Raw genomic sequence first — 20,966 nt, 5'->3', positions numbered from 1 at the left:
GTCACAGGCCTCCGTCGGCAGGGCGGCCGCCATAGCGCGCCACCAGTTTCAGATACACGCCGATGATCAGCAGCATCATCGCCACCAACGTCATGGCCAGCGCACTGCCGAACGGCCAGTTGCGCGATTGCAGGAACAGGTCGACCAGCGCGTTACCGACAAAGAACACCTTGCCGCCACCGAGAATGGCCGGGATCAGGAACTCGCCCATTAATAGGATGAACACCAGCATCACCCCGGTGATGATCCCTGGCGCGGACAGCGGCAGGGTGATCCGACGGAAGCTTTCGAAGGCGCTGGCGCCGAGGTCCGCCGAGGCTTCGAGCAGGCGCTTGTCGAGCTTTTCCAGGCTGACGTAGATCGGGAACACCATCAGCGGCAGGTAGCCGTAGACGATGCCGATCAGCACCGCCCACGGCGTGTTGATCAGCCGCACATCCTCAAGACCCAGGCTGGCCAGCAGCGCCGGAATACCCTTGCCGCTGAGGATGAAAATCCACGCGTAGGTGCGGATCAGGAAACTGGTCCAGAACGGCACGATCACCAGGGTCAGCAACAGCGAGCGGTTCCTCGTGACCTTGACCGCAAGGAAGTACGCCAGCGGATAAGCCGCCACCAGGCACACCAGGGTGCCCAGCGGCGCCAACATCAGCGTATTGCTGAACGCCGCGCCGCGAGAACCGAGGTTCAGGTAGTTGGCCAGGGTGAAGCCACCGGCGTAACCGCCCACGGCGCTGCGCTCGCCGAAACTGAAGACCAGGATGATCACCAGCGGCATCAACAACAGCAGCAGGAACCACAGGGTCGAAGGCAAGAGCATCAGCAGGGTGATGCGCCGGCCGAGGCTGCGCCGTTGGCGAACTTCGACCGACAGGGCATGGCCCGACTGCACCGTTTGCGGGTGGGCGGCGGCATTCATGGGTGACTCCTCATTGGCCATGGTCAGGCGATCAGGCGGACTTGAAACGCGCCATCAGCTCGGCGCGGGCCGGGCTGGTCAGCGTCGCGGCGGCACCGAACTCCAGCGGGCTCAGGGCCTCGGCGGCCGGGTACATGATCGGATCGTCGAGCATCGCCACCGGCAGCAGCGCGTCGACACGCTTGTCGCCACTCGGGTAACCGTGGCTTAGCACTTCGAGCTTGTTGTGCTGCGGGTCGAGCAAGTAGTTGATGAAGGCGTAGGCGGCGTCCTTGTGCTCCGAGCTTTTGGGGATGGCGAAGAAGTCGCTCCACAACTCGCCACCTTCCTTGCCCAGTTCGAACTGCATTTGCGCGTTGTCGCGGTGCAGTTGCGAGGCGTCCCCGGTCCAGGACATCGCCAGCCAGGCATCGCCGCTGCGCATCGATGGCTGAATGTCGGAGTTGATGGCGAACAGGTGCGGCTTGACCTCGATCAGCAGTTTTTCCGCGTCGGCCAGTTCTTTCGGGTCCAGGGAGTTGAAGCTGTAGCCGAAGCTTTTCAGCGCGTTGCCGATGGCGGTCAACTGGTAGTCGTGGACCATCGTGCGGCCGCTGGCCGGGCCTTGGGCGGCGGCCCAGAATTCCTTCCAGCTGGCGGGGCCATTTTTCAGCTTGCCGGTGTCGTAGAGCATGCCGGTAGTGCCCCAGTTTTTCGGCACCGCGTAGACCTTGCCATCCACCGTGCCCTGGGCCATGAACTTCTGCTGGAACGCCGAGGCATCGAAGTTGGGAATGCGCGACAGGTCCAGCGGCTCGATCAGCCCCAGGCCGACGTAGGTGCTGATGGTGTAGTTGGTCGGCACCAGCACGTCCCAGCCACTGCCGCCAGCCTGCAATTTGGCGAGCATTTCTTCGTTGGAACCGAACACGCTCATCGACACCCGGGCACCGGTGGTCTTGCCGAAGGTGTCGAGGTTTTCCTGGCTGTGGTAGTTCGGCCAGGTCGCCAGCGACAGGCGATCCCCCAGCTTGGCCTGTTCGGCGGCCTCGGCGGTGGAGGTCAAAAGGCCGGGCATGTTGGTCGCGACCACGGCGGCGGCGATGCCAAGGCCCGTGCGGCCAAGGAACTCGCGGCGGCTGATCGAGCCGTTCTGCCAGCTGCGCAGGGTTTTTATAAAAGTCTTCTGGTCCATAGCACGCTCCACATCCGGTTGATGAAACGAATCGATGATTTACAACGCCATGGCCAGGCCATTGGCGTGATCCCAGCCGACGCGCACTGGCGCGCCGTGTTCGAATGCATTGGCGCCATGATCCTGCTGGCGCGGCACCCGCACGCAGACCACGCCGAAGGCCTGGGTGCGCACGCGGTATTCGGTGGAATTGCCCAGGTAGATGCGGTCCTCGACGCAGCCTTGCAGCTTCACTTCCCGGGCCATCTCGGCGTTGGCTCCGGCGATGCTGATCAGCTCCGGCCGCACCGCAATGCAACCGGCGGCGTTAGCGCTCAGGCCCTTGCCAGTGGGGGTGAGGGGGCTGGTCAGCTCCAGACCCTGCTCGGTACGCAGTACCACCGAGTTGCCGTTGAGCTGGCGCACAGTGCCGTCGAACAGGTTGGACTCACCGATAAAGTCGGCCACGTAACGGCTGGCCGGGGCTTCGTAGAGTTGTTCCGGGGTGGCGGTCTGGATGATCGAGCCGTTGTGCATCACGCTGATGCTGTCGCTCATCGACAGGGCTTCTTCCTGGTCGTGGGTGACCAGCACGAAGGTGATGCCGACCTCGCGCTGCAAACGCAGCAGTTCCGATTGCATCTCCTTGCGCAGCTTGCGGTCCAGCGCCGCCAGCGGCTCGTCGAGCAGCAACACCGTCGGCTTGTTGACCAAGGCGCGGGCGAGGGCGACGCGCTGTTGCTGACCGCCGGACAACTCACTCGGTTTGCGCTGGCCGAAGCCGCTCAGGCGCACCATCTCCAGCGCCTCATCGGCCATGCGCATTTGCTGCTTTTTGTCCGGGCGTGGGGTGCGATAACGCAGGCCGTAGGCAATGTTTTGCGCCACGGTCAGATGCGGGAACAACGCGTAATGCTGGAACACCATGTTCACCGGCCGCTCGAACGCCGGCACACCGGCCACGCTTTTGCCGGCCAGACGAACCTCGCCGCTGGTGGGCTGCTCGAAGCCGGCGATCATGCGCAGGGTGGTGGTCTTGCCGCAGCCAGAACCGCCGAGAAAGGAATGAAACGAGCCACGCCGCACCGCGAAATCCAGACCACTGACGGCCTGCACCTCGCCATAGCGTTTGACCACATTGCAGAATTCGATATCGCTTGGCGGGGTGTTGTTCACGAGGCGGGCTCCCTTGCAGTGATGAATCAGTGCGTCGGGGGCCAAACTAGCAATCGGGGTTTTGCGGTGTATATATCCCTTGGGGGATAGGAGGGGGAGTGGTTCAAGTGTTTAGTAGGTGTGCAGTGTAGAGATCACACGCGACAGGCCGCATTTGAGGTTCTGGTGAGCAAGTTCGACTTTCTCATTCATTTCAGTAAGCGGGTATCCAGTCCAAAACGCTCCTGCGAAACAAGCTTGAATTGATCCGCCGCCAAATCACAGCTAACGAGTAGGTTCCAAGAGTGGCGGGTAACTGCGGACGGGATAAGCACGAAAGGATGTTCGGAAAGTAACTCATCGGCAAAGTGCTGCTGATTGGGCGAGAGCTCAGACGGGATGAGCCAGTTCGGGTTTGGCACGTCTTCGGGTTGAACAACTTTTATGAAGTTGGAATCCAGTACTTCGAAACACGTGAGCACGTGGGGCACCGTATCGAGCGTATCGAAACCAGCGTGGGTTGCGACTTCCAAAATGGCGGTGGCCGGGTCGGCCGAAGCGTAAATAACCCGGCGACCGGGAGGGTTCCACCGGCCACCGGATCGCTGAGCACCCAAGCCACTATTCCACGTGTCCTTGTAGACCTCGCGGTCAAGGCGCCAAGCGTGCCACTTCCCATCCCACGGTAAAGGATTCATTGATAAACCCCGTGTTCAATCCGGGTCAAATAATCCTCCACCACCTGGAAACCAAGCGAGTTGTCGATCAGTTCCAGCGGGATATGATCTTCCAGGTACTTGCAGGGTTTCTTCAGCCAGTTCTCAGCCAACTGTAGATTGCCGAACACGTTGATGGCGTGCTCCAAGGCCTGAGCATATTGAAAGGCGACGGTACTTTGCTGCTGATTTAATCGCACCGGTTCTGTCTCCTTTGCCAAGCGTTGTACAGTCCTGACGGACTTCCCTGTGATGCGCTCAACAAGGCCGTGCTCCATGTACAGTTCGGAGGTAGAAAGCATCTCCCTCACGTCGCTCAGATCAAAGCCTTCTTGTGTGTATTGGATGATCATCATGCGCGTATTACCTTCGCGGCCATGTAACAGCACCTCAGTCGGCTTTCGGGTGACAGGTTTTGTCTCCGTCGTGACGACTGTTCTTCCTTTGGATTTGACGGCGGGCATACCGAATATCTCCATGCGACATTTGACGCGATCATAACGCCAAATGTCGCTGTTGGGGCAATTAGCTTTGTCGACTAGTGTCCTGCTCATGCAATCGTTTCACCCTCAATGTCTGAGAGAGCGCCTGCATCAGGCGAAGAATCTCTCGTCTCTGTTTAGGGCTGCAAAGTTAACCCTCGTGCTTCCGGTCGCCAACCTTAAAAATACGTCAGACATTTCCTCTGGCTTCCTAAGAAATTCAACGCGAGTAGCCTGCGTAAATTTTCGGTTGGATATACGTGTTTAATCGCTGTCAGCGTTACTTCATGAAAGCTACAACGCCTTGCGTCGTTGCCTACAGGTACGCCAGAATCCGCCGGCTTGTGCGCCTTGGGGCTGGGTTTTATCGTTCCCGGGTCGCTGCCAATTCAGCGACCGGGCTTGGAACCCCGAGGAGTAAACGGCACAAGGCGTGCCGCTTAACATATGCTGCGCACCTTCAAGTGTGCACTCCGTAATGGCGGCTGTGCGCGGGAGACCTTAGGGTCTGCCGGGTTCCGTTTACCCCGGGTTCCAACCTGCGTACAGCTGCCACCCCTTCGCTTGGAACCGAATGGAGCAGCTCCAACTCGTAGACGGAGACTTGCCATGTTCAAGGTCACACCCAACCCGCCGGACACCGATCCAGCATCCCCATACGAAAGCCTCGACTCCAAAAAACTCCACGAAGCCGCCGAGCGCGCCCTCGATCATTACCTAAACCCCGGCCCTGCAATCATGGCCACCCCGCGCACACCCAGCACGATGTTCATCGTCAATCCCGAACTCAGTGCCGAAACCTTGCTGGTGCACGCCTGTGAATCGCTGGCGTCGGCCAATGTCATGGCCAACGATCTGGTGGATCATCTGGAAGGAACGAGCCGCAATGCGCTGCTCGGGATTGCGCAGGTGATCATGCTGGGGGAACTGGCCGTAAACCGCGTGCTGGATCAACTCGATCCGCCTGAATAACCGCTTATCTGCGGATCACCAATAGACCTGTGGGAGCGAGCTTGCTCGCGATGGCGGTGTGTCAGACACATCAATGTTGAATGTGCTGCCGCTATCGCGAGCAAGCTCGCTCCCACAAGGATATGCGTATACCAACGGGCATCAGGCCTGCAGCTTGAAACCGGGAGCCTGCAACGGATCCTCCGTCAACTCCCGAATAAACAACCCCAGCAACTCCGACTGGCTGCCAATGCCCAGCTTGGCGTAGATGTTCTTGCGGTGAATCTTCACCGTGCCGGGGCTGATGTTCAGTTGTTCGGCCACCGAGGCGCTGGAGTGGCCACGCAGCAACAGTTGAACGATTTCCTGCTCGCGCCCGGTGAGGATGTGCGCGCCGAAGTGGTCGAAGGCTTCGCGGATCTTGAAGTCGAGGTCCTGTGCCGGTCGCGGTTGCTGGGCCTGACGCAAGCGCCAGGCCTCATTGATGACTTGTTCGACCACCGCTTGCGCACACTCGACCAGTTGCATTTCGTCCCGGCTGAATGCACAGCTGGCGCTCGATCGCATCAATGACAACACCGCCGTGGCACCACCACCGAGGTCGACGAAAAACGCCACTTCTTCAGCCAGACCCGTCTGCTGGTAATAGGTCAGGAAGTACTCGCCGAGGTAGAAGTGGTCGGGGGCGAACTGGCGCAAACGCCACAGCCCCGGCGCCTGCCCGCGTGTACAAGCCAGGTAGAACGGATCGAGCAGGTAAGGCCCGCACTGATAATCGTCGACATACACCGCCCGCTTGTCCGCCGAGAACGTATCGAACAACGCCAGTGGCCGGTGATTGCCTTCGTAGACAAACAACACGAAATGATCGACCGGGCAGATTTGCCGAAGCCAATGGCTCAACCCCGACAGCCGTCCATGCCCGGCAGGCAGGTCGAGCAGGTGGGCGACACCGGTGGTCCAGAGTTTCAGTTCCTTGGGGCGCATGGCGGCTACAGGCAGAAGAGGATGGCCATTGGATGCACAAAGTACGCCATGGCGGGTGGCCCCGTGTGGAGCAGGGTGGGTGGCGGCGCGTCGTTGAAAAGACGCACCGCAACAGGGCCGGGTGTTACCGAGTGCTACAGAGTGGGTAGCAAAAGTGATCGGCTGAATCCTTCAGCGAGCACTCCGGGTCGAAGGCAACAGGATCGTCAAAATTCCCAGCAACGGCAGGAACGAACACAAGGTGTAGACATATTCGATGCCATGGATATCCGCCAGGTGCCCCAGCAGCGCGGCACCGATCCCGCCGAAACCGAACATCAGGCCGAAGAACACCCCGGCGATCATGCCGACGTTGCCGGGCACCAGTTCCTGGGCGAAGACCACGATGGCCGAGAATGCCGAGGCGAGGATGAAGCCGATGATCATGCTCAGCACGCCCGTCCAGAACAGGTCGACGTAGGGCAGGGCGAGGGTGAAGGGCGCGGCGCCGAGGATGGAGAACCAGATCACCTGCTTGCGGCCGATCCGGTCGCCGATCGGGCCGCCAAAGAAGGTGCCTGCTGCGACAGCGCCAAGAAACAGGAACAGGTACAGCTGCGAACTGGCCACCGACAGGTCGAATTTCTCGATCAGGTAGAAGGTGAAGTAACTGGTGAAGCTGGCCATGTAGAAGTATTTGGAGAACACCAGCAGCGCCAGCACCACCAGGGCGAAGGTCACCCGCCGTTTCGACAGGCCGTGGGTGGCCTTGCTGCCTTGCTTGAGCTTGAACAGGTTCAGGTGATTGCGGTACCAGCGGCTCAGGCCGTATTGCACGAGGATGGCGAACACCGCGAACAGGCCGAACCAGGCGACGTTGCCCTGGCCGTAGGGAATGATGATCGCGGCGGCCAGCAACGGGCCGAAGGCGCTACCGGCGTTGCCACCGACCTGAAAGGTCGATTGCGCCAGGCCGTAACGACCGCCCGAGGCCAGCCGCGCCACCCTCGAGGTCTCCGGGTGAAAGGTCGACGAGCCAACCCCTACCAGCGCCGAGGCCACGAGAATCGCCGGGAAGCTGCCGACCATCGACAGCATCAGAATACCGATCAGGGTGCAGACCATGCCGGCCGGCAGCAGCCACGGCTTGGGATGGCGGTCGGTGTAGAAACCGATCCAGGGTTGCAGCAGTGAAGCGGTGAGCTGGAAGGTCAGGGTGATCAGGCCGACCTGGGTGAAGCTCAGGCCATAGCTGGCCTTGAGCATCGGATAGATCGACGGCAGCACGGCCTGGATCAGGTCGTTGATCAGGTGCGCCAGCGCGCAGGCGCCGATGACGCGCATGACCAGCGGGCTGGCCTGGCTGGCCACCGAAGCGGTGGGTGACGGTGAACTGAGGGTGGTGGTCGACATGGGCGATCTTCCGGATAAATAACGCGAACTGCGAACGCAAGGCGCAGCCAATTTCAGGGTTCGGCGTTATCCTAGGGGCCTCAAGGGCGCCCGTCTCGCGCAACTCGGGCATGGACCATCGCAAAAAGGGCGTCATGATCAAACCATTGCAGACATTTCTTGCGGAGATCGACCAGGGCGGCTGGAGCGTTCGCAGCAGTGCGACCGACTACCCGGAAAACTGGTTCATCCCTCCGCATTCCCATGAAAAGCACCAACTGATCTATGCCATCGAAGGCGTGATGGTGGTGCACACCGCCATCAGCCAATGGACGGTGCCACCCAGCCGTGGCATCTGGATGCCCAGTGGTGAGGTGCACTCGATTCGCTGTGTGGGGGCGATCAAGATGCGCAGCGTATTCGTGCGCCCTGACCCGAGCCTGAACCTGCCCGCCGAAACCCGGGCGGTGAGTGTTTCGGCGTTGCTGAGCGAGTTGATCAAGGTCTCGGTCGATTTCGACTTTGCCTGTGAGCCGGACTCGCGGGAGGCCCGGGTGCTGCGGCTGATCCTGGATGAACTGACGATCCTGCCGACCTTGCCCCTGAACCTGCCACAGCCCGCCGATCAGCGTATCAACCTGATTTGTAGCGCGTTGCAGCGTGATCCCGGGGATGGCTCGACCTTGTCGGACTGGAGCGCCCGCTTGAGCCTCGACGCCAAAACCATCCAGCGCAGGTTCCGCAAGGAAACCGGCATGACGTTCGGCCAATGGCGCCAGCAAGCGCGACTGTTGTTAGCGCTGGAACGCATAGCCGTCGGGGAGAAGATCATCGACATCGCCGGGGAGCTGGGATACGACAGCCCGAGCGCGTTCACGACCATGTTCAAGAAGCAGTTCGGCAAGACGCCGAGTGATTTTTTCAAGTGAGGCGGCCGCCCGTGGGACGGCCGCTTGATGCCTGAATCGGATCAGGACCCTTGCGGTGTTTCACCTCGCGCCAGTCGCGCATTGATGTCTTCGATGACCGCCGGCAAATCGACGATGGTGTCGATCAGGTAGTGCGGGCGGGAGCCTTCGAACATCTTGACGATACGCGCCCGTTCGCTGTCCAGCCTGTCGGAAGGCAGGGCCTTGTATTGCTCGTAGGTCAAGCCCAGGGCATTGCCGGAGCAGGTCAGCGCCACCGTCCACATCCCGGCGGCCCGGCCTTCGAGAATGCCGGGCCAGGTGTCGTCGACCTTGACGCAGGCGGCGACGTCGCTGATCCCCAGGGCAATCACGTTGGCCAGGGCCTGGGCCGGGTAGGGGCGGCCGTTCGGCACTTCGTCGGTGGCCACCACATGGTCGGCCACGTAGCCATTGTGCCGCGCCAGTTCGACCACTTTTTCCATGACCACGGCCGGGTAACCGGAGCAGGAACCGATTTTCAGGCCCTTGTCGCGCAAGGCATCGATGGTGTTAAGCGCGCCGGGAATCAGGGCCGAGTGCAGGGCAATTTTCTCGATCTGCAGCGGCATGAACCGTTCGTACAGTGCGGTGACATCGTCATCGGTCGGCAGGCGATCAAACACCGCACGGTAGCGTTCGGCGATCTGCGGTTGATTGCACAAGGTGCGGATGTGATCCCACTTGCCCATGCCCATCGGGCCCCGCGCTTCTTCCAGCGAAACGGCGACGCCGAACTCGGCAAAGGCCTCGACGAAAATCTGCGTGGGGGCGAAGGAGCCGAAATCGACGACGGTGCCGGCCCAGTCCAGGACCACGGCTTGCAGTTGGGTCGGTTGTTGGTAGTTCATGGTATTTCTCCATTTTTTGTTGTGGGCAGGCCGTCCCTCCTGTCGCCAGGAAGTAGGCCTATGGATTGCTCAAGGGTGAGACGAAATCAGGTGGCCGGTATCGGGCTCGAGTCGAACAACTCCGCGATCATTGGCCGGTTTCGGCGAATACCCAGGCAGCACAGGTGGTAGTCGATGGAAAACGGGTGATTGACGAAGGTGATCGGTTTGGTGCCCGGGGTTTCGGCGTACTCGACCGCCGAGACGAAACCGATGCCGATGCCCTTGGCGATGGCATGCACGATGGCCTCGCGGCTGTTCAACTGCATGACGCAGTTCAGTGCGACGCCCAGGTGCTTGCAGCTTTCCTCCACCAGTTGACGAGTGCGTGAGCTTTTTTCCCGCAGCACCCATTTCTCTTCGCTGATCTGCTCGACATGCACTTCTTTCTGCCGGGCCCAGGGATGGTCGTCACGCACCACGGCAATGATCGGATAGCGCCGGTAAAGCTGCGTGTCAAAACGCTGGTCGAATTCGGACAACGCCAGGATCGCCACGTCGATATCGAAGTTGAACAGGCGATCCAGGGTCTCCTTTTCCGGGGAGAACGAGGTTTCCAGCTCGATGTCCGGATGCCGTTGCATCAGTTCGTAGGTCAGGTTCATGGCAATCGGTGGCGACACCGCGCCGAGGCGCAGCATGCCGGTCTTGCGTTGCTTGAAACTTTGCAGCAATTGCACGGCTTCATCCTCCTGGCCGAACAGGCCCTGGGTGATCGCGTAGAGCTGGTGCCCGGCGGCACTCATTTCGATAAAGCGGCCGCGGCGATGGAACAGCTCCACGGAAAACTTCTTTTCCAGGGCATTGACCTGCTCACTGACCGTGGGCTGGCCGACGCTCAAATACTCGGCGGCGAGGGTGAAGCTGCCGGTCTTGGCCACGGCATGAAATGAACGTAGCCACTTGTGGTACTGGTACATAGACGATCCTGTTCCTGAGCCGCTGCCGTTGATTCAATCTGTCCAGCCGGGCCATCAGCGCCTGATGAACAGCGCCACCGACGCGCTGCACAGACAGGCCGCGGTGACCACGATGAAGATCAGCGAGGTGTTGCCGGTACTGTCGAGCATACTGCCGATCAGCGGTTCCGCCAGGCCGGCGAACAGGTAGGACGAGAAGTTCATCACCCCGGTCGCCGTGCCGGCGCGTTTGGCGCCGACCAGGTCCGGGCATAGCGCCCAGAAGCTGGAGGCGGGGCCGTACACGAAGAAGCCGCAGAGAAACAACGCCACCAGACCGGTCGCGCTGTGGGGGGCAAGGGTCCACATCCACAAACTGGTCGCCGCACCGAGGAACATGTAAAGCATGATCGCCAGGTAGCGTTTGGAGCCGAACAGCTTGTCCGAGATCCAGCCGTTGCTCAGCGCACCGATTGCCATGCCGACCGGAAGGGCCACGGTGATCCACTTCGGATCGATCATGCTGTCGCCGGTCTTCCAGTTGGCACCCAGGAAGTGCACCGGCACCCAGACGATCAAACCGTAGCGGGCGGCGTTCTGGAAACCCAGGGACACGGCGGCGATGATCAGGCGGAAGTTTTTCAGAACAGCTTTGTAGCGTTGCGCGGAGGTTTCGACTTCGTCATGGGCCACTTCATGGCTTTTGTCCTCGGCGTTGGCCACGCCCGTGTCGGCAGGCGGTTCGAAACCCAGGTCTTGCGGACGCTCGCGGGCCACCAGGTAGAAGATGATGCCGCCCGCCAGCATGAGCAATACGGGCAGGCGGAAGATCCAGCGCCACTCCAGATGCATCACCTCCAGCACGACGATCGAGGTCACGTAGGAAAGCACCGACGCGCAGCCGGCCGCGAACACATAAAAGCCGTAGACCTTGCCGCGTTCGCCCGCGCTCCACCAGTTGGAGATCAGCCGGCTGCCCGGTGCCCAGCCCAATGCCTGGAAGTAGCCATTGATGCCCCAGGGCAGGATCAGCCCGGCGAAGCCGCTGGCGAAACTGGTCACCCAGTTGGCGCCACAGGACAGCACGGCGCCCATGGTCATGATGCGTCGACCACCGAACTTGTCGGCGAGGTTGCCGTTGATGGCCTGGCCAATGGCGTAGGCCCAGAGCATGGCGGCCGATGCCCAGCCAAGGTGCTCTTTGGTAAAGCCGAACTCGGCCTGGATACCGGGAATGGCGAAACCGAACGTTTGTCGCCCGGTATAGAAAAACAGATAGCAAAACATGGCTGCCAGCAGCATGCGCCACTGGGCGACGCGAAACGATGCGGTATGTACAGCGAGACCTGGCATGGCTTGGGCACGATTCATGATCTTTTCCTTATTTTTGTTCGGTCCCTGCGAGTTGCATCGCAGGGTGCACTCTTTTTCAGGTGCAGCAGGAAATCGTCGCGGCTCGTTTCGCCGCTGGCAGGGTAGTGTCTTTGGGGGGCTGGCGAGCCCTAGGCCGCTCGTGAGCCGATGAAGTTCTTGCCGCGTGCGCCCAGCAGGGCGAAGTCGATCATGGTTTGGGCCTCTTCGGCCGTCACGCCGTAGTCGGCGAACTCGGTTTTCACCTCGAGGCTGTGCAGGAAGGCGCGCAAACGGGCCTGGGCTTTATCCAGGTCTGGCCCGAAAACCCGTTGCAGGGTCTTGTCGCGCGTTGCGTCGTGGCCCCAGGCAAGGCCCAGAACCAGTGGCAGGGTGAAGGAGCAGGCGATGCCGTGGGGCAGGCCGAAGCGCAAGGTCATCTCATAGGAAATGGAGTGGGCCAGTGCAGTCTTGGTGTTGGAGAACGCCATGCCGGCCTTGAGTGCGGCGAGGGCCATCCGTGAGCGCAGCTCCTGATTGGACAGGTCACTCCGCAGCAAGGGCAGGCATTCGAGGATGTCCTCGATGGCAGAGATGGCGAAGGTGTCGGAAAGCGGGTTGGCATTGATGTTCCAGATCGACTCCAGCGCGTGGGACAGTGCATCCAGCCCGGTGGAAACGGTGACGCTGGCCGGTACCGTGAGCATTAGTTGCGGATCGATGATCGCGACCTTTGGCCAGGTGCAGTCCAGGTGCAGGGAATACTTCTTGTGGTTGGCCGCGTCCCAGATCGTCGCCCAGGGCGTGACCTCACTGCCGGTGCCCGCCGTGGTCGGGGCAGCGATCAGCTGTTTACTGCGAACCGGAACGAAGGGTTTGCCGCTTGCCAGCAAGGCCAGCAGCTCATCGAAGCGACCTGACTCGGTGCCGACAATCAGTGCCTTGGCAGTGTCGATCGCACTGCCGCCACCGACGGCAATCACGGCGTGGCATTCGCCGGCCTCTTGCCAGAAACGTTCATAGGTCGCGCGAAGTTGCGCGACATCGGGATTGGGCTGGACATCTTCGATCACGTAGACCAGGCGGTCGCCCAGCAGCGCTTGAAGGCGATCCACCAGCCCCAGGCCACGGGCTTCGGGAAAGGTCACGACGGCAACGTTCTGGTGTTCGGTGATGGCGGCAAGCTCTTGCAGGCTGCCCCAGCCGAAGCGGGTATCCACTGGATTGTGAAATCGGGCGGTCATGGCGGGTCCTTGGTTTTTGTTGTTGGAAGTGACGCCATGCTCGCGGTCCACGGACCACTGCACAAATCGATAATTCGCAGGTTTGAATCGGCTGGGCCGATAATGGCCGGTAGCTGATGCTTCGCTTTTTCAATCCCAATAAAGAAACTACCTAGAACACTGCGGCAAATGCCGTTGCCGATGGGGTTCGTCTCAATATCCCGCTGGCGGGGGCTGCCCTAGGCTGTGTGCTTTTGGCAAACCGGTGGGCGGAGTCGCTATGCGTTTATTTGAACTGATCACTTTTACCGTGCGGGTGCGCACAGTGACTGATGCGCTGGTACGCATCGAGGCAGAGTTGGCGAAGCCGGAAGTCGGCGGGGTGTTGATGGGCTGCTGGGCCTCGGAAATCGGTCAGTTGAACCAGATCGCCGTACTGCGCGGCTACGCCGACGAACACCTGAGGCAAGCGGAGCGCGAGCGTTTCCTGCTGGGAGGCGGGGCGTTTGGTATCAACGAGTTGATCACCGATCTGCGCATCGAAAACTACACACTGTTTCCCTTCCTCGAACCCTTGAGCGCGGGCCAGCACGGTCCATTCTACGAACTGCGCGTCTATGACCTGGTCAGCAGCGGGTTGCAGCCCACCCTCGAGGGCTGGAGCAACGCCATCGAAGCGCGGACCGCCGAACAATATTCGCCGGTGTACGCGGCGTTCTACGCCACCGACGGCGCGCTGCCGCGCTATCTGCACATCTGGCCGTGGAGCACCCTGGAACAGCGCCTGCAAGTACGCACCCAGGCGGTCGCCGATGGCGTCTGGCCGCCGGAAAACTCCGGCCCGCAACTGCGCGACATGCGCTCGACGATCTACCTGCCCGCGACGTTCTCGCCCTTGCAATGACTCGCGCTCGGCTCGACCGTGGCTCAGAAACGATCCAGCCGGTACGGTGCAGTCGCCGGCAGGCCATGAGGCTGGGCCACGAGCAGCCGTCCGGCCTGGATTAGCGACGGACCGCCAATGGCCCTGTAAACTGGCCGCGCAAAGGCACCAGCCTCATCACTTCAAGCAAGAGAGTCCCCATGGCAAACCACGACCTGACCTTTACCCCCGACCCCGATGCGGATTCGATTTCCTCCGACGTCGTCGGTTTCGCCGGTGTGCTGGTCTCCACCCAGATCCCCACCCGCGCCGACGGCAGCCTGGAACTGGGCGACATCACCCTGCAAAGCGAATGCACCCTGCAAGCGCTGAAGGTCGCGCTGGAGCGTGCCGGCAGTTCCATGGACCGCGTGATGCACCTGACCATCTACCTCACCGACATGGCCGACCGCGCCGCGTTCAACGAAGTCTACAAGCGCTACTTCGCCAAGCCATGGCCGGTGCGCGCCGCAGTTGGCGTGGCGTCCCTGGCGATTGAAGGGATGCGGGTGGAAGTGACGGCGATGGCGGCCAAGGGCTGATAGCCGCGATAGATGCAGTCCCCTGTGGGAGCGGGCTTGCCCGCGATGACGGAGTGTCAGTCGGCATTGATGTCGACTGAAATTGCGCAATCGCGGGCAAGCCCGCTCCCACAGTAGTTATTTGTTGAATCCGGAAATGGGCACATGTCCCGCTCCGCCAAAACACCACCCGGCAGCATTCGGGTGCCGGTCAGGCGTTTCGCCGCTACAATGCACGCCTCGACCGTGACAAGCCTGACTAAAAAAATTATGTCTTTGCCCAAACATCACCTGGAATTGCTCAGCCCTGCCCGCGATGTCGCCATTGCCCGCGAGGCCATCTTGCATGGCGCCGATGCCATCTACATCGGTGGCCCGAGCTTCGGCGCCCGCCACAATGCCTGCAACGAAGTGAGCGATATCGCCCAATTGGTGGAGTTCGCCCGTCGCTACCACGCCCGGGTGTTCACCACCATCAATACCATCCTGCACGACAACGAACTGGAGCCGGCGCGCAAGCTGATCCACCAGTTGTACGACGCTGGCGTCGATGCGCTGATCGTCCAGGACCTGGGGGTGATGGAACTGGACATTCCGCCGATCGAACTGCATGCCAGTACCCAGACCGACATCCGTACCCTGGAGCGGGCGAAGTTCCTCGATCAGGCCGGGTTCTCACAATTGGTGCTGGCCCGCGAGCTGAATCTCCAGGAGATCCGCGCCATCGCCGACGAAACCGACGCGGCCATCGAGTTCTTTATCCATGGCGCGTTGTGCGTGGCGTTTTCCGGTCAGTGCAACATTTCCCACGCGCAAACCGGGCGCAGCGCCAACCGTGGCGACTGCTCCCAGGCCTGCCGTCTGCCGTACACCCTCAAGGACGAAAAGGGCGGGGTGATCGCTTACGAAAAGCACCTGCTGTCGATGAAGGACAACAACCAGAGCGCCAACATCCGCGCCCTGGTCGAGGCCGGCGTGCGTTCGTTCAAGATCGAGGGCCGCTACAAGGACATGGGCTATGTGAAAAACATCACCGCCTACTACCGCCAGCGCCTCGACGCCGTGCTCGAAGACCGCCCGGACCTGGCCCGCGCATCCAGCGGCCGCACCGCGCACTTCTTCCTGCCCGACCCGGAAAAAACCTTCCACCGTGGCAGCACCGATTACTTCGTCACTGACCGCAAGATCGATATCGGCGCCTTTGACTCGCCGACCTTCACCGGTCTGCCGGTGGGTGTGGTCGAGAAAGTCGCCAAGCGTGACATGCAGGTCGTGACGCACGAGCCGCTGTCCAACGGCGACGGTCTCAACGTGCTGGTCAAGCGCGAAGTGGTGGGTTTCCGCGCCAACATCGCCGAACCCAAGGGCGAGTTCGAGGAGGACGGCGAGAAGCGCTATCGCTATCGCGTCGAGCCCAACGAGATGCCGGAGGGGATGTACAAACTGCGCCCCAATCACCCGCTGAATCGCAATCTCGATCACAACTGGCAACAGGCGCTGCAAAAGACCTCAGCCGAGCGTCGCATCGCCCTGAACTGGGTCGCTCGCCTGCGTGAAGACCAGTTGGAACTGACCGCTACCAGCGAAGAGGGCATCAGCGCCAGCGTCACCCTGGCTGGCCCGTTCGGCGCCGCCAACAAGCCGGAACAGGCGCTGGAGCAATTGCAGGATCTGCTCGGCCAACTGGGTACCACGCAGTACCACGCCATCGATATCAAGCTGGACGCGCCGCAGGCGTACTTCATCCCGAACTCGCAGCTCAAGGCCTTGCGCCGTGAAGTGATTGAAGCCTTGACCGAGGCGCGGATCGCCGCCCACCCGCGTGGCAGCCGCAAGGCCGAGACCACGCCGCCGCCGGTGTACCCGGATTCGCACCTGTCGTTCCTGGCCAACGTCTACAACCAGAAAGCCCGGGACTTCTATCACCGCCATGGCGTCAAGCTGATCGACGCGGCCTACGAGGCCCACGAGGAAACCGGCGAGGTGCCGGTGATGATCACCAAGCATTGCCTGCGTTTCTCCTTCAACCTGTGCCCGAAACAGGCCAAGGGCGTGACTGGCGTGCGCACCAAGGTTGCGCCGATGCAGCTGATCCACGGCGATGAAGTGTTGACGCTGAAGTTCGACTGCAAGCCTTGCGAGATGCACATCATCGGCAAGATGAAGGGCCATATCCTCAACTTGCCGCAACCGGGCAGCGTGGTCGGTCACATCAGCCCCGAAGACCTGCTCAAGACCATCCCGCGCGCGCCGCACTGAGTGGCAGGCGAGTGCGTCGCAACGGCGCACTCAGCTGTTCTTGCTTGAAACCTGCTTTTGCTGAAGTCTGGACGCTGGCGACAAGCGTGGAGCTGGCGGTCGACACTATCCGCAGGTGTCGGCGACGGCCTTTTCAGCGCGTTTGAATTCCTGTTTGACGTCGGTGGGGATGCGTTGCTTTTTCAGTTCCTGACCGAGGAAAGGTTGTTCGCCTCGGGACTGGACCTCAGCGTCCTCGGCCGATATCTGCGCCTCGATGGCAGCGGCGTGCTTGTCGATGACGGCATCGACCTCGGCTTCATTCCTGGCGGTATCGAGTGCCATGACCAACTGGCCGGCCTCGGCTTTTTCGGCTTCGGCATAGGCTTCGACCGACAACCCGGAGGCCAGGGCTCGCGCCTGGGTTTCCAGGCTATTGAGATGCTCCCGGGCGGCCTTGCAGACTGCTTCCTGTCGCTGGTCCTGGATGTGCTCCCAGGTGTTCAACCCATAAATCGCGGCCCCGAGTACCAGAAGGGTTGCAGCGGCCCCCAGTAATTTGCCTTTCACTTTTGGCGCCCTCAAATGGCAAGGGAAGGGTGTTGCATAAACGATTCCCGATTCAATTCGAGTAAGCAAAAGCGTAGCAGAGCTGTTCGGGGTGAATGTGCGCCGATAGCACCCCGAGATTCGGCTCGACACTAAGCGTCTGTTTTAATAAACAATTTTTTTTGTTTGGGCTTCCCAGATGAAGGAAAAGTTGGTAAATTTGCGCCCACTCTTGCAGCGGTCCTCAGGGAACCAGTCGTGCAGGCAGGCAACAGGTCTTGTTGCCACTCAAGAAAGCGAGTGCCAGGCACTCATTGCAACAGATACAGGGGCGTCGCCAAGCGGTAAGGCAGCAGGTTTTGATCCTGCCATGCGTTGGTTCGAATCCAGCCGCCCCTGCCATTTTTTATTCCTGCCTAATCAGAAAACACTCTACCGACGGTAATTATTCGTCGATTCATTGTTTTTTGCCTCCCGTTCCCCGCTAGCACTGGCGCCACTACCGAAAGCGCTCCGGGATGGCCTCGGCAAACGGATACCAGGAAAAGTACGGCCTTGCCTCGTCGATCACCCGCTTGACCGAGGGCCTTTGGGTCAACCTGTCGAAATAAGCACTCAAGTGGCGATGTTCGGCGGGAAACGGCACGAGGGTACTGGCATAGAACAGCGCCGGGGCGGCGGCGCAATCGGCCATGCTGAATGCAGCGCTGGCTGCCCAGGTGTTTGCGGCCAACTGACGTTCAAGCATGCCGTACGCCGTCAACAGCGCGGCGCGTTCGCGGGTCAGGTCGCCGTTTGCGGCATTGATTCGGTCAGCGACGATCTTCTGCATCGGCACCTGGACGTGCAGGTCGAAAAAGCGATCCCACAGGCGGACTTCCAGCGCGGTTTCCCAATCATCCGGAATCAGATGTGCCTGGCCGGGGTGAAGCCGGTCCAGGTACTCAATGATCACACTCGACTCGGGTACGTCCCGTTGGCGGTCGTGATCGCGGATCACCGGGAATTTGCAGAGTGGCCAAAGTGCTTGTAGCTCGGCCCTGTCAGCCTCGTCTCCCAGGTCGATGATCCTTTTTTCAAACTCGATTTCCAGTTCATAGAGCGCGATGAGCGCTTTGTGGCAGAACGATGAGAGCGGATGGAAATAAAGAGTCAGCGGCATCCTTCAATTCCTCGGTGAGATGAAAACCAGTTGATTATCCGTCGCCATCGGCCAAGGCGCGAGGGGCTCCATTCTGGTGTTTTTTGCGTTTCAGCGACGCCAGATGAAACGCGCCAGCAGCGCATCGATGCTGAACTTGCCGGCGCCCGACAGCAGCAGCGGCGTGAGGGCCACAAGGTAGATCAGCGGCAGCTTGAAGTTGCCGTAACCCTTGTTGCTGATGGCATAGCCTTGGGCGAGTTCACTGAGGCTGTGCCAGTCGGCGGGCCAATGCACGGCGGCAGTTGCGACGAGGGTCACCACCATCAGGCTCAACGCCGAAAAACGTGTGCCCAGGCCCACCAGCAAGGTCAAGGCGAAGATCAGCTCCGCCCACATCGACAGTTCCCAGTTCAGCGTCGCTGGAAGGTGGTCGAACGGAAAAGGGAAGCGCGCCTGGATATCGGCGAACCAGTTCTCGCCGTTGTATTTTTCCAGGCCGGACTCGAGGAATTCCCAGGCGAGGAACACCCGCAACGCCAGGGGGGCAACCCAGTCGCCGGCACGGTCGAGGTTCAGGTGCAGGCCTTTGACGGCCGAAGAAATGGAGGTGCTCATGGACGTTGCTCTCTTTCAGGTCGGGGGAGGTGGGGCAACGACATGCCCCGTGAGTTGAGCGCTTTGATCGGCGTGGCCAATCGACAGGCGCATTTCATCAACGGGGTGTATCTGCGGTGTGTCGTTATGACGGGGTTTTGAGTGTGGGGTGTGTCTGGGGCGGGGCTGTATACATTGAGATACGTAACCGCCACTCCAGTGGGAAAGAGCCTGCCCGGGGCAGCGATCCGACGATGGCGGAGTGTCAGGCGCGATGGACGTTGGATGGAAAGGCCTCTTCGCGAGCAGGCTCGCTCCCACAGGGAAATTGCTATACATTTTCCGGCCGCCCCCTGCATGGTGATACTGCTTCATGTCCCTCGCGCTCGAACGTCTAGTCGCTGGCACGCCAATCCCTTTCGCCGGCAATCGTGTCACTGTCGTCAGCCCCGAACTGGCGCAACGTTTCCAGCCCGGTGATCACCTGCTGGTGGAGCAGGTCAGTGGCGAGTTGCTGCTGATCCCCGTGGCGGACCAGCAAGCGGCCAACGTCGCGATCGAGCGCGCCCAGGCGGCATTCACCGCGCTATCGGCGGTGTCTGACCAGGCGATCAGCGCTTTCTTCGACCTGTTTGCCCAACGCCTGGAAACCCCGGAATGCTGGGCCTTGATCGAAGCTGCCAACCTGGCCGACATCGAACGGGCCAAGGCGCGCGGTCGCTCGACCACCCGGTTGCTGGCCGATGAGCGCATGCGTCGCGACATGATCGCCGGCCTGCGCGCCTGGCGTGATGCGGCGGTCAGCCGTGGCAAGGTGATCAGTTGCGTCGAGCACGATGGCTGGAAGGTCGAGCAAGTGGTCTCGCCGTTGGGCATCGTCGCGTTCGTCTTCGAAGGCCGTCCAAATGTGTTTGCTGACGCGGCCGGTGTGTTGCGCACCGGCAACACCGCCGTGCTGCGCATCGGCAGTGATGCGTTGGGCACGGCCCAGGCGATCGTCACCCATGCACTGAACCCTGCACTAAGTGACGCCGGCTTGCCGGTCGGTGCCGTATCGCTGGTGGAAAGTGTCAACCACGCCGCCGGTTGGGCGATGTTCGCCGACCGGCGCCTGTCATTGGCGGTGGCCCGTGGTTCGGGTCGTGCCGTCAGCCAGTTGGGCAGCATCGCCCAGCAGGCCGGCACGGCGGTCAGCCTGCACGGCACCGGTGGTGCGTGGCTGATCGCCAACACCGATGCCGACGCCCCGCGCTTTGCCGCCGTGGTGCGCAACTCCCTGGACCGCAAAGTCTGCAACACCCTGAACGTCTGCCTGATTCACCGCGACCGCGCCGCTGAACTGGTGCCGCTGTTCTTAGGCGCGCTCAAGCAGGCCGGCGCCGCACGGGGGCAGGGCTGCAAGCTGCACATCGTCGAAGGCAGCGAGTCGTGCCTGCCGCAAGACTGGCTGGCTGCAACGGTCCAGGTGTACCGCGCCGAAGGCTATCAGGGCGAAGCGCAGGCCGAGCCGTTGCCGGAAGATCAATTGGGTCGTGAGTGGGAGTGGGAAGAAACCCCGGAAGTCAGTCTGAAGATTGTCGACGACCTGGACGATGCCATTACCTTGTTCAATCGTTATAGCCCGCAATTCACGGTGTCTTTGATCAGTGACAGTGCCGAGGTCCAGGAGCGTTTCTACAACGCGGTCAACGCGCCTTTTGTCGGCAATGGCATCACCCGTTGGGTCGACGGCCAGTACGCGCTGAACAAGCCGGAACTGGGGCTTTCGAACTGGGAGAGCGGGCGCCTGTTTGCTCGCAGTGCGATTCTCTCCGGCGATGGTGTGTTCACCATTCGTAGCCGCATGACCCAGGTCGATCTGGGCGTCAAACGCTAAACCCTGTGGGAGCAGGCTCGCTCCCATATCCGGTTTTCGTTCCAGCATAAAAAAGGCCTGCTCCTTATCGGGAGCAGGC

General features: G+C 61.1%; 20 protein-coding genes and 1 tRNA gene. 7 read left to right on the top strand and 14 right to left on the bottom strand.

Features of this window, described 5'->3' with window-relative positions; all coding sequences use genetic code 11:
• Position 1: 1 nt before the first annotated feature.
• From ACMDB8_RS15345 to ACMDB8_RS15325, 5 genes are all read right to left on the bottom strand, one after another.
• Positions 2-919 (bottom strand): ABC transporter permease, encoded by a 918-nt coding sequence (locus tag ACMDB8_RS15345; protein WP_223542620.1) that lies wholly within the window; start codon positions 917-919, stop codon positions 2-4.
• Positions 920-950: 31 nt separating this feature from the next.
• Positions 951-2,093 carry an ABC transporter substrate-binding protein gene (locus tag ACMDB8_RS15340; protein WP_056727887.1) on the bottom strand — a complete coding sequence of 381 codons (1,143 nt, stop codon included), beginning with the start codon at positions 2,091-2,093 and terminating at the stop codon, positions 951-953.
• Between the two features lie 39 nt (positions 2,094-2,132).
• Entirely contained in the window at positions 2,133-3,248 is a 1,116-nt protein-coding gene (locus tag ACMDB8_RS15335) for an ABC transporter ATP-binding protein (RefSeq protein WP_409078753.1), read from the bottom strand.
• A gap of 188 nt (positions 3,249-3,436) precedes the next feature.
• Positions 3,437-3,925: an RES family NAD+ phosphorylase gene (locus ACMDB8_RS15330; RefSeq protein ID WP_409078754.1), complete on the bottom strand. Its 489-nt coding sequence runs from the start codon at positions 3,923-3,925 to the stop codon at positions 3,437-3,439.
• Positions 3,922-4,407 (bottom strand): antitoxin Xre/MbcA/ParS toxin-binding domain-containing protein, encoded by a 486-nt coding sequence (locus ACMDB8_RS15325; RefSeq protein ID WP_056727882.1) that lies wholly within the window; start codon positions 4,405-4,407, stop codon positions 3,922-3,924. The genes ACMDB8_RS15330 and ACMDB8_RS15325 overlap by 4 nt, the downstream gene beginning before the upstream one ends.
• 627 nt (positions 4,408-5,034) lie before the next feature.
• Between ACMDB8_RS15325 and ACMDB8_RS15320 the strand changes: the two genes are divergently transcribed.
• The gene (locus ACMDB8_RS15320; protein ID WP_223542618.1) at positions 5,035-5,397 is read left to right on the top strand and encodes a DUF6124 family protein; all 363 of its coding nucleotides are present in this window, start codon (positions 5,035-5,037) and stop codon (positions 5,395-5,397) included.
• Positions 5,398-5,538: 141 nt separating this feature from the next.
• Here ACMDB8_RS15320 and ACMDB8_RS15315 read toward each other — a convergent pair whose 3' ends face one another.
• Both ACMDB8_RS15315 and ACMDB8_RS15310 read right to left on the bottom strand, forming a co-directional pair.
• Positions 5,539-6,363, bottom strand: coding sequence for a response regulator transcription factor (locus tag ACMDB8_RS15315; RefSeq protein WP_056727879.1), 825 nt, complete (start codon positions 6,361-6,363; stop codon positions 5,539-5,541).
• Between the two features lie 171 nt (positions 6,364-6,534).
• Positions 6,535-7,755 carry an MFS transporter gene (locus ACMDB8_RS15310; RefSeq protein WP_056727878.1) on the bottom strand — a complete coding sequence of 407 codons (1,221 nt, stop codon included), beginning with the start codon at positions 7,753-7,755 and terminating at the stop codon, positions 6,535-6,537.
• Between the two features lie 134 nt (positions 7,756-7,889).
• On the opposite strand from ACMDB8_RS15310, the gene ACMDB8_RS15305 reads away from it, so the two are divergent.
• Positions 7,890-8,663 carry an AraC family transcriptional regulator gene (locus ACMDB8_RS15305; RefSeq protein WP_223542640.1) on the top strand — a complete coding sequence of 258 codons (774 nt, stop codon included), beginning with the start codon at positions 7,890-7,892 and terminating at the stop codon, positions 8,661-8,663.
• Positions 8,664-8,704: 41 nt separating this feature from the next.
• Here the strand turns inward: ACMDB8_RS15305 and phnX are convergent, their stop codons facing one another.
• The 4 genes from phnX to psrA all read right to left on the bottom strand — a co-directional run bounded on the left by phnX (position 8,705) and on the right by psrA (position 13,064).
• Positions 8,705-9,532 (bottom strand): phosphonoacetaldehyde hydrolase, encoded by an 828-nt coding sequence (gene phnX, locus ACMDB8_RS15300; RefSeq protein WP_007980567.1) that lies wholly within the window; start codon positions 9,530-9,532, stop codon positions 8,705-8,707.
• Between the two features lie 86 nt (positions 9,533-9,618).
• Positions 9,619-10,491, bottom strand: a complete 873-nt coding sequence (locus ACMDB8_RS15295) for a LysR substrate-binding domain-containing protein (protein WP_056727874.1) — start codon at positions 10,489-10,491, stop codon at positions 9,619-9,621.
• Positions 10,492-10,545: 54 nt separating this feature from the next.
• Complete coding sequence (locus ACMDB8_RS15290; RefSeq protein ID WP_223542615.1) at positions 10,546-11,841, bottom strand: MFS transporter; 1,296 nt, start codon at positions 11,839-11,841, stop codon at positions 10,546-10,548.
• Positions 11,842-11,972: 131 nt separating this feature from the next.
• Positions 11,973-13,064, bottom strand: a complete 1,092-nt coding sequence (gene psrA / locus ACMDB8_RS15285; protein ID WP_056727869.1) for an iron-containing alcohol dehydrogenase PsrA — start codon at positions 13,062-13,064, stop codon at positions 11,973-11,975.
• A 259-nt stretch (positions 13,065-13,323) separates the two neighbouring features.
• Between psrA and ACMDB8_RS15280 the strand changes: the two genes are divergently transcribed.
• The 3 genes from ACMDB8_RS15280 to ACMDB8_RS15270 all read left to right on the top strand — a co-directional run bounded on the left by ACMDB8_RS15280 (position 13,324) and on the right by ACMDB8_RS15270 (position 16,745).
• The gene (locus ACMDB8_RS15280) at positions 13,324-13,947 is read left to right on the top strand and encodes an NIPSNAP family protein (protein ID WP_056727868.1); all 624 of its coding nucleotides are present in this window, start codon (positions 13,324-13,326) and stop codon (positions 13,945-13,947) included.
• Positions 13,948-14,126: 179 nt separating this feature from the next.
• Complete coding sequence (locus tag ACMDB8_RS15275; RefSeq protein ID WP_223542614.1) at positions 14,127-14,507, top strand: RidA family protein; 381 nt, start codon at positions 14,127-14,129, stop codon at positions 14,505-14,507.
• Between the two features lie 249 nt (positions 14,508-14,756).
• Positions 14,757-16,745: a peptidase U32 family protein gene (locus ACMDB8_RS15270; RefSeq protein WP_056728097.1), complete on the top strand. Its 1,989-nt coding sequence runs from the start codon at positions 14,757-14,759 to the stop codon at positions 16,743-16,745.
• A 105-nt stretch (positions 16,746-16,850) separates the two neighbouring features.
• Here ACMDB8_RS15270 and ACMDB8_RS15265 read toward each other — a convergent pair whose 3' ends face one another.
• Positions 16,851-17,279 (bottom strand): hypothetical protein, encoded by a 429-nt coding sequence (locus ACMDB8_RS15265; protein WP_056728096.1) that lies wholly within the window; start codon positions 17,277-17,279, stop codon positions 16,851-16,853.
• Positions 17,280-17,600: 321 nt separating this feature from the next.
• On the opposite strand from ACMDB8_RS15265, the gene ACMDB8_RS15260 reads away from it, so the two are divergent.
• A tRNA-Gln gene (locus tag ACMDB8_RS15260) sits at positions 17,601-17,675 on the top strand.
• A gap of 97 nt (positions 17,676-17,772) precedes the next feature.
• Here ACMDB8_RS15260 and ACMDB8_RS15255 read toward each other — a convergent pair.
• Together ACMDB8_RS15255 and ACMDB8_RS15250 are read right to left on the bottom strand one after the other, a co-directional pair.
• Positions 17,773-18,435 carry a glutathione S-transferase family protein gene (locus ACMDB8_RS15255; RefSeq protein ID WP_409078755.1) on the bottom strand — a complete coding sequence of 221 codons (663 nt, stop codon included), beginning with the start codon at positions 18,433-18,435 and terminating at the stop codon, positions 17,773-17,775.
• A gap of 90 nt (positions 18,436-18,525) precedes the next feature.
• Positions 18,526-19,032: a DoxX family protein gene (locus ACMDB8_RS15250; RefSeq protein ID WP_409078756.1), complete on the bottom strand. Its 507-nt coding sequence runs from the start codon at positions 19,030-19,032 to the stop codon at positions 18,526-18,528.
• Between the two features lie 352 nt (positions 19,033-19,384).
• Between ACMDB8_RS15250 and ACMDB8_RS15245 the strand changes: the two genes are divergently transcribed.
• Positions 19,385-20,887 (top strand): aldehyde dehydrogenase family protein, encoded by a 1,503-nt coding sequence (locus ACMDB8_RS15245; RefSeq protein ID WP_223542611.1) that lies wholly within the window; start codon positions 19,385-19,387, stop codon positions 20,885-20,887.
• Positions 20,888-20,966: the final 79 nt, after the last annotated feature.

It is taken from the genome of Pseudomonas monachiensis (genome assembly GCF_047345015.1).
Classification (GTDB): domain Bacteria; phylum Pseudomonadota; class Gammaproteobacteria; order Pseudomonadales; family Pseudomonadaceae; genus Aquipseudomonas; species Aquipseudomonas monachiensis.
The sequence above is the reverse complement of the archived record's forward strand: the minus strand, read 5'-3'. Positions and strand labels throughout refer to the sequence as shown.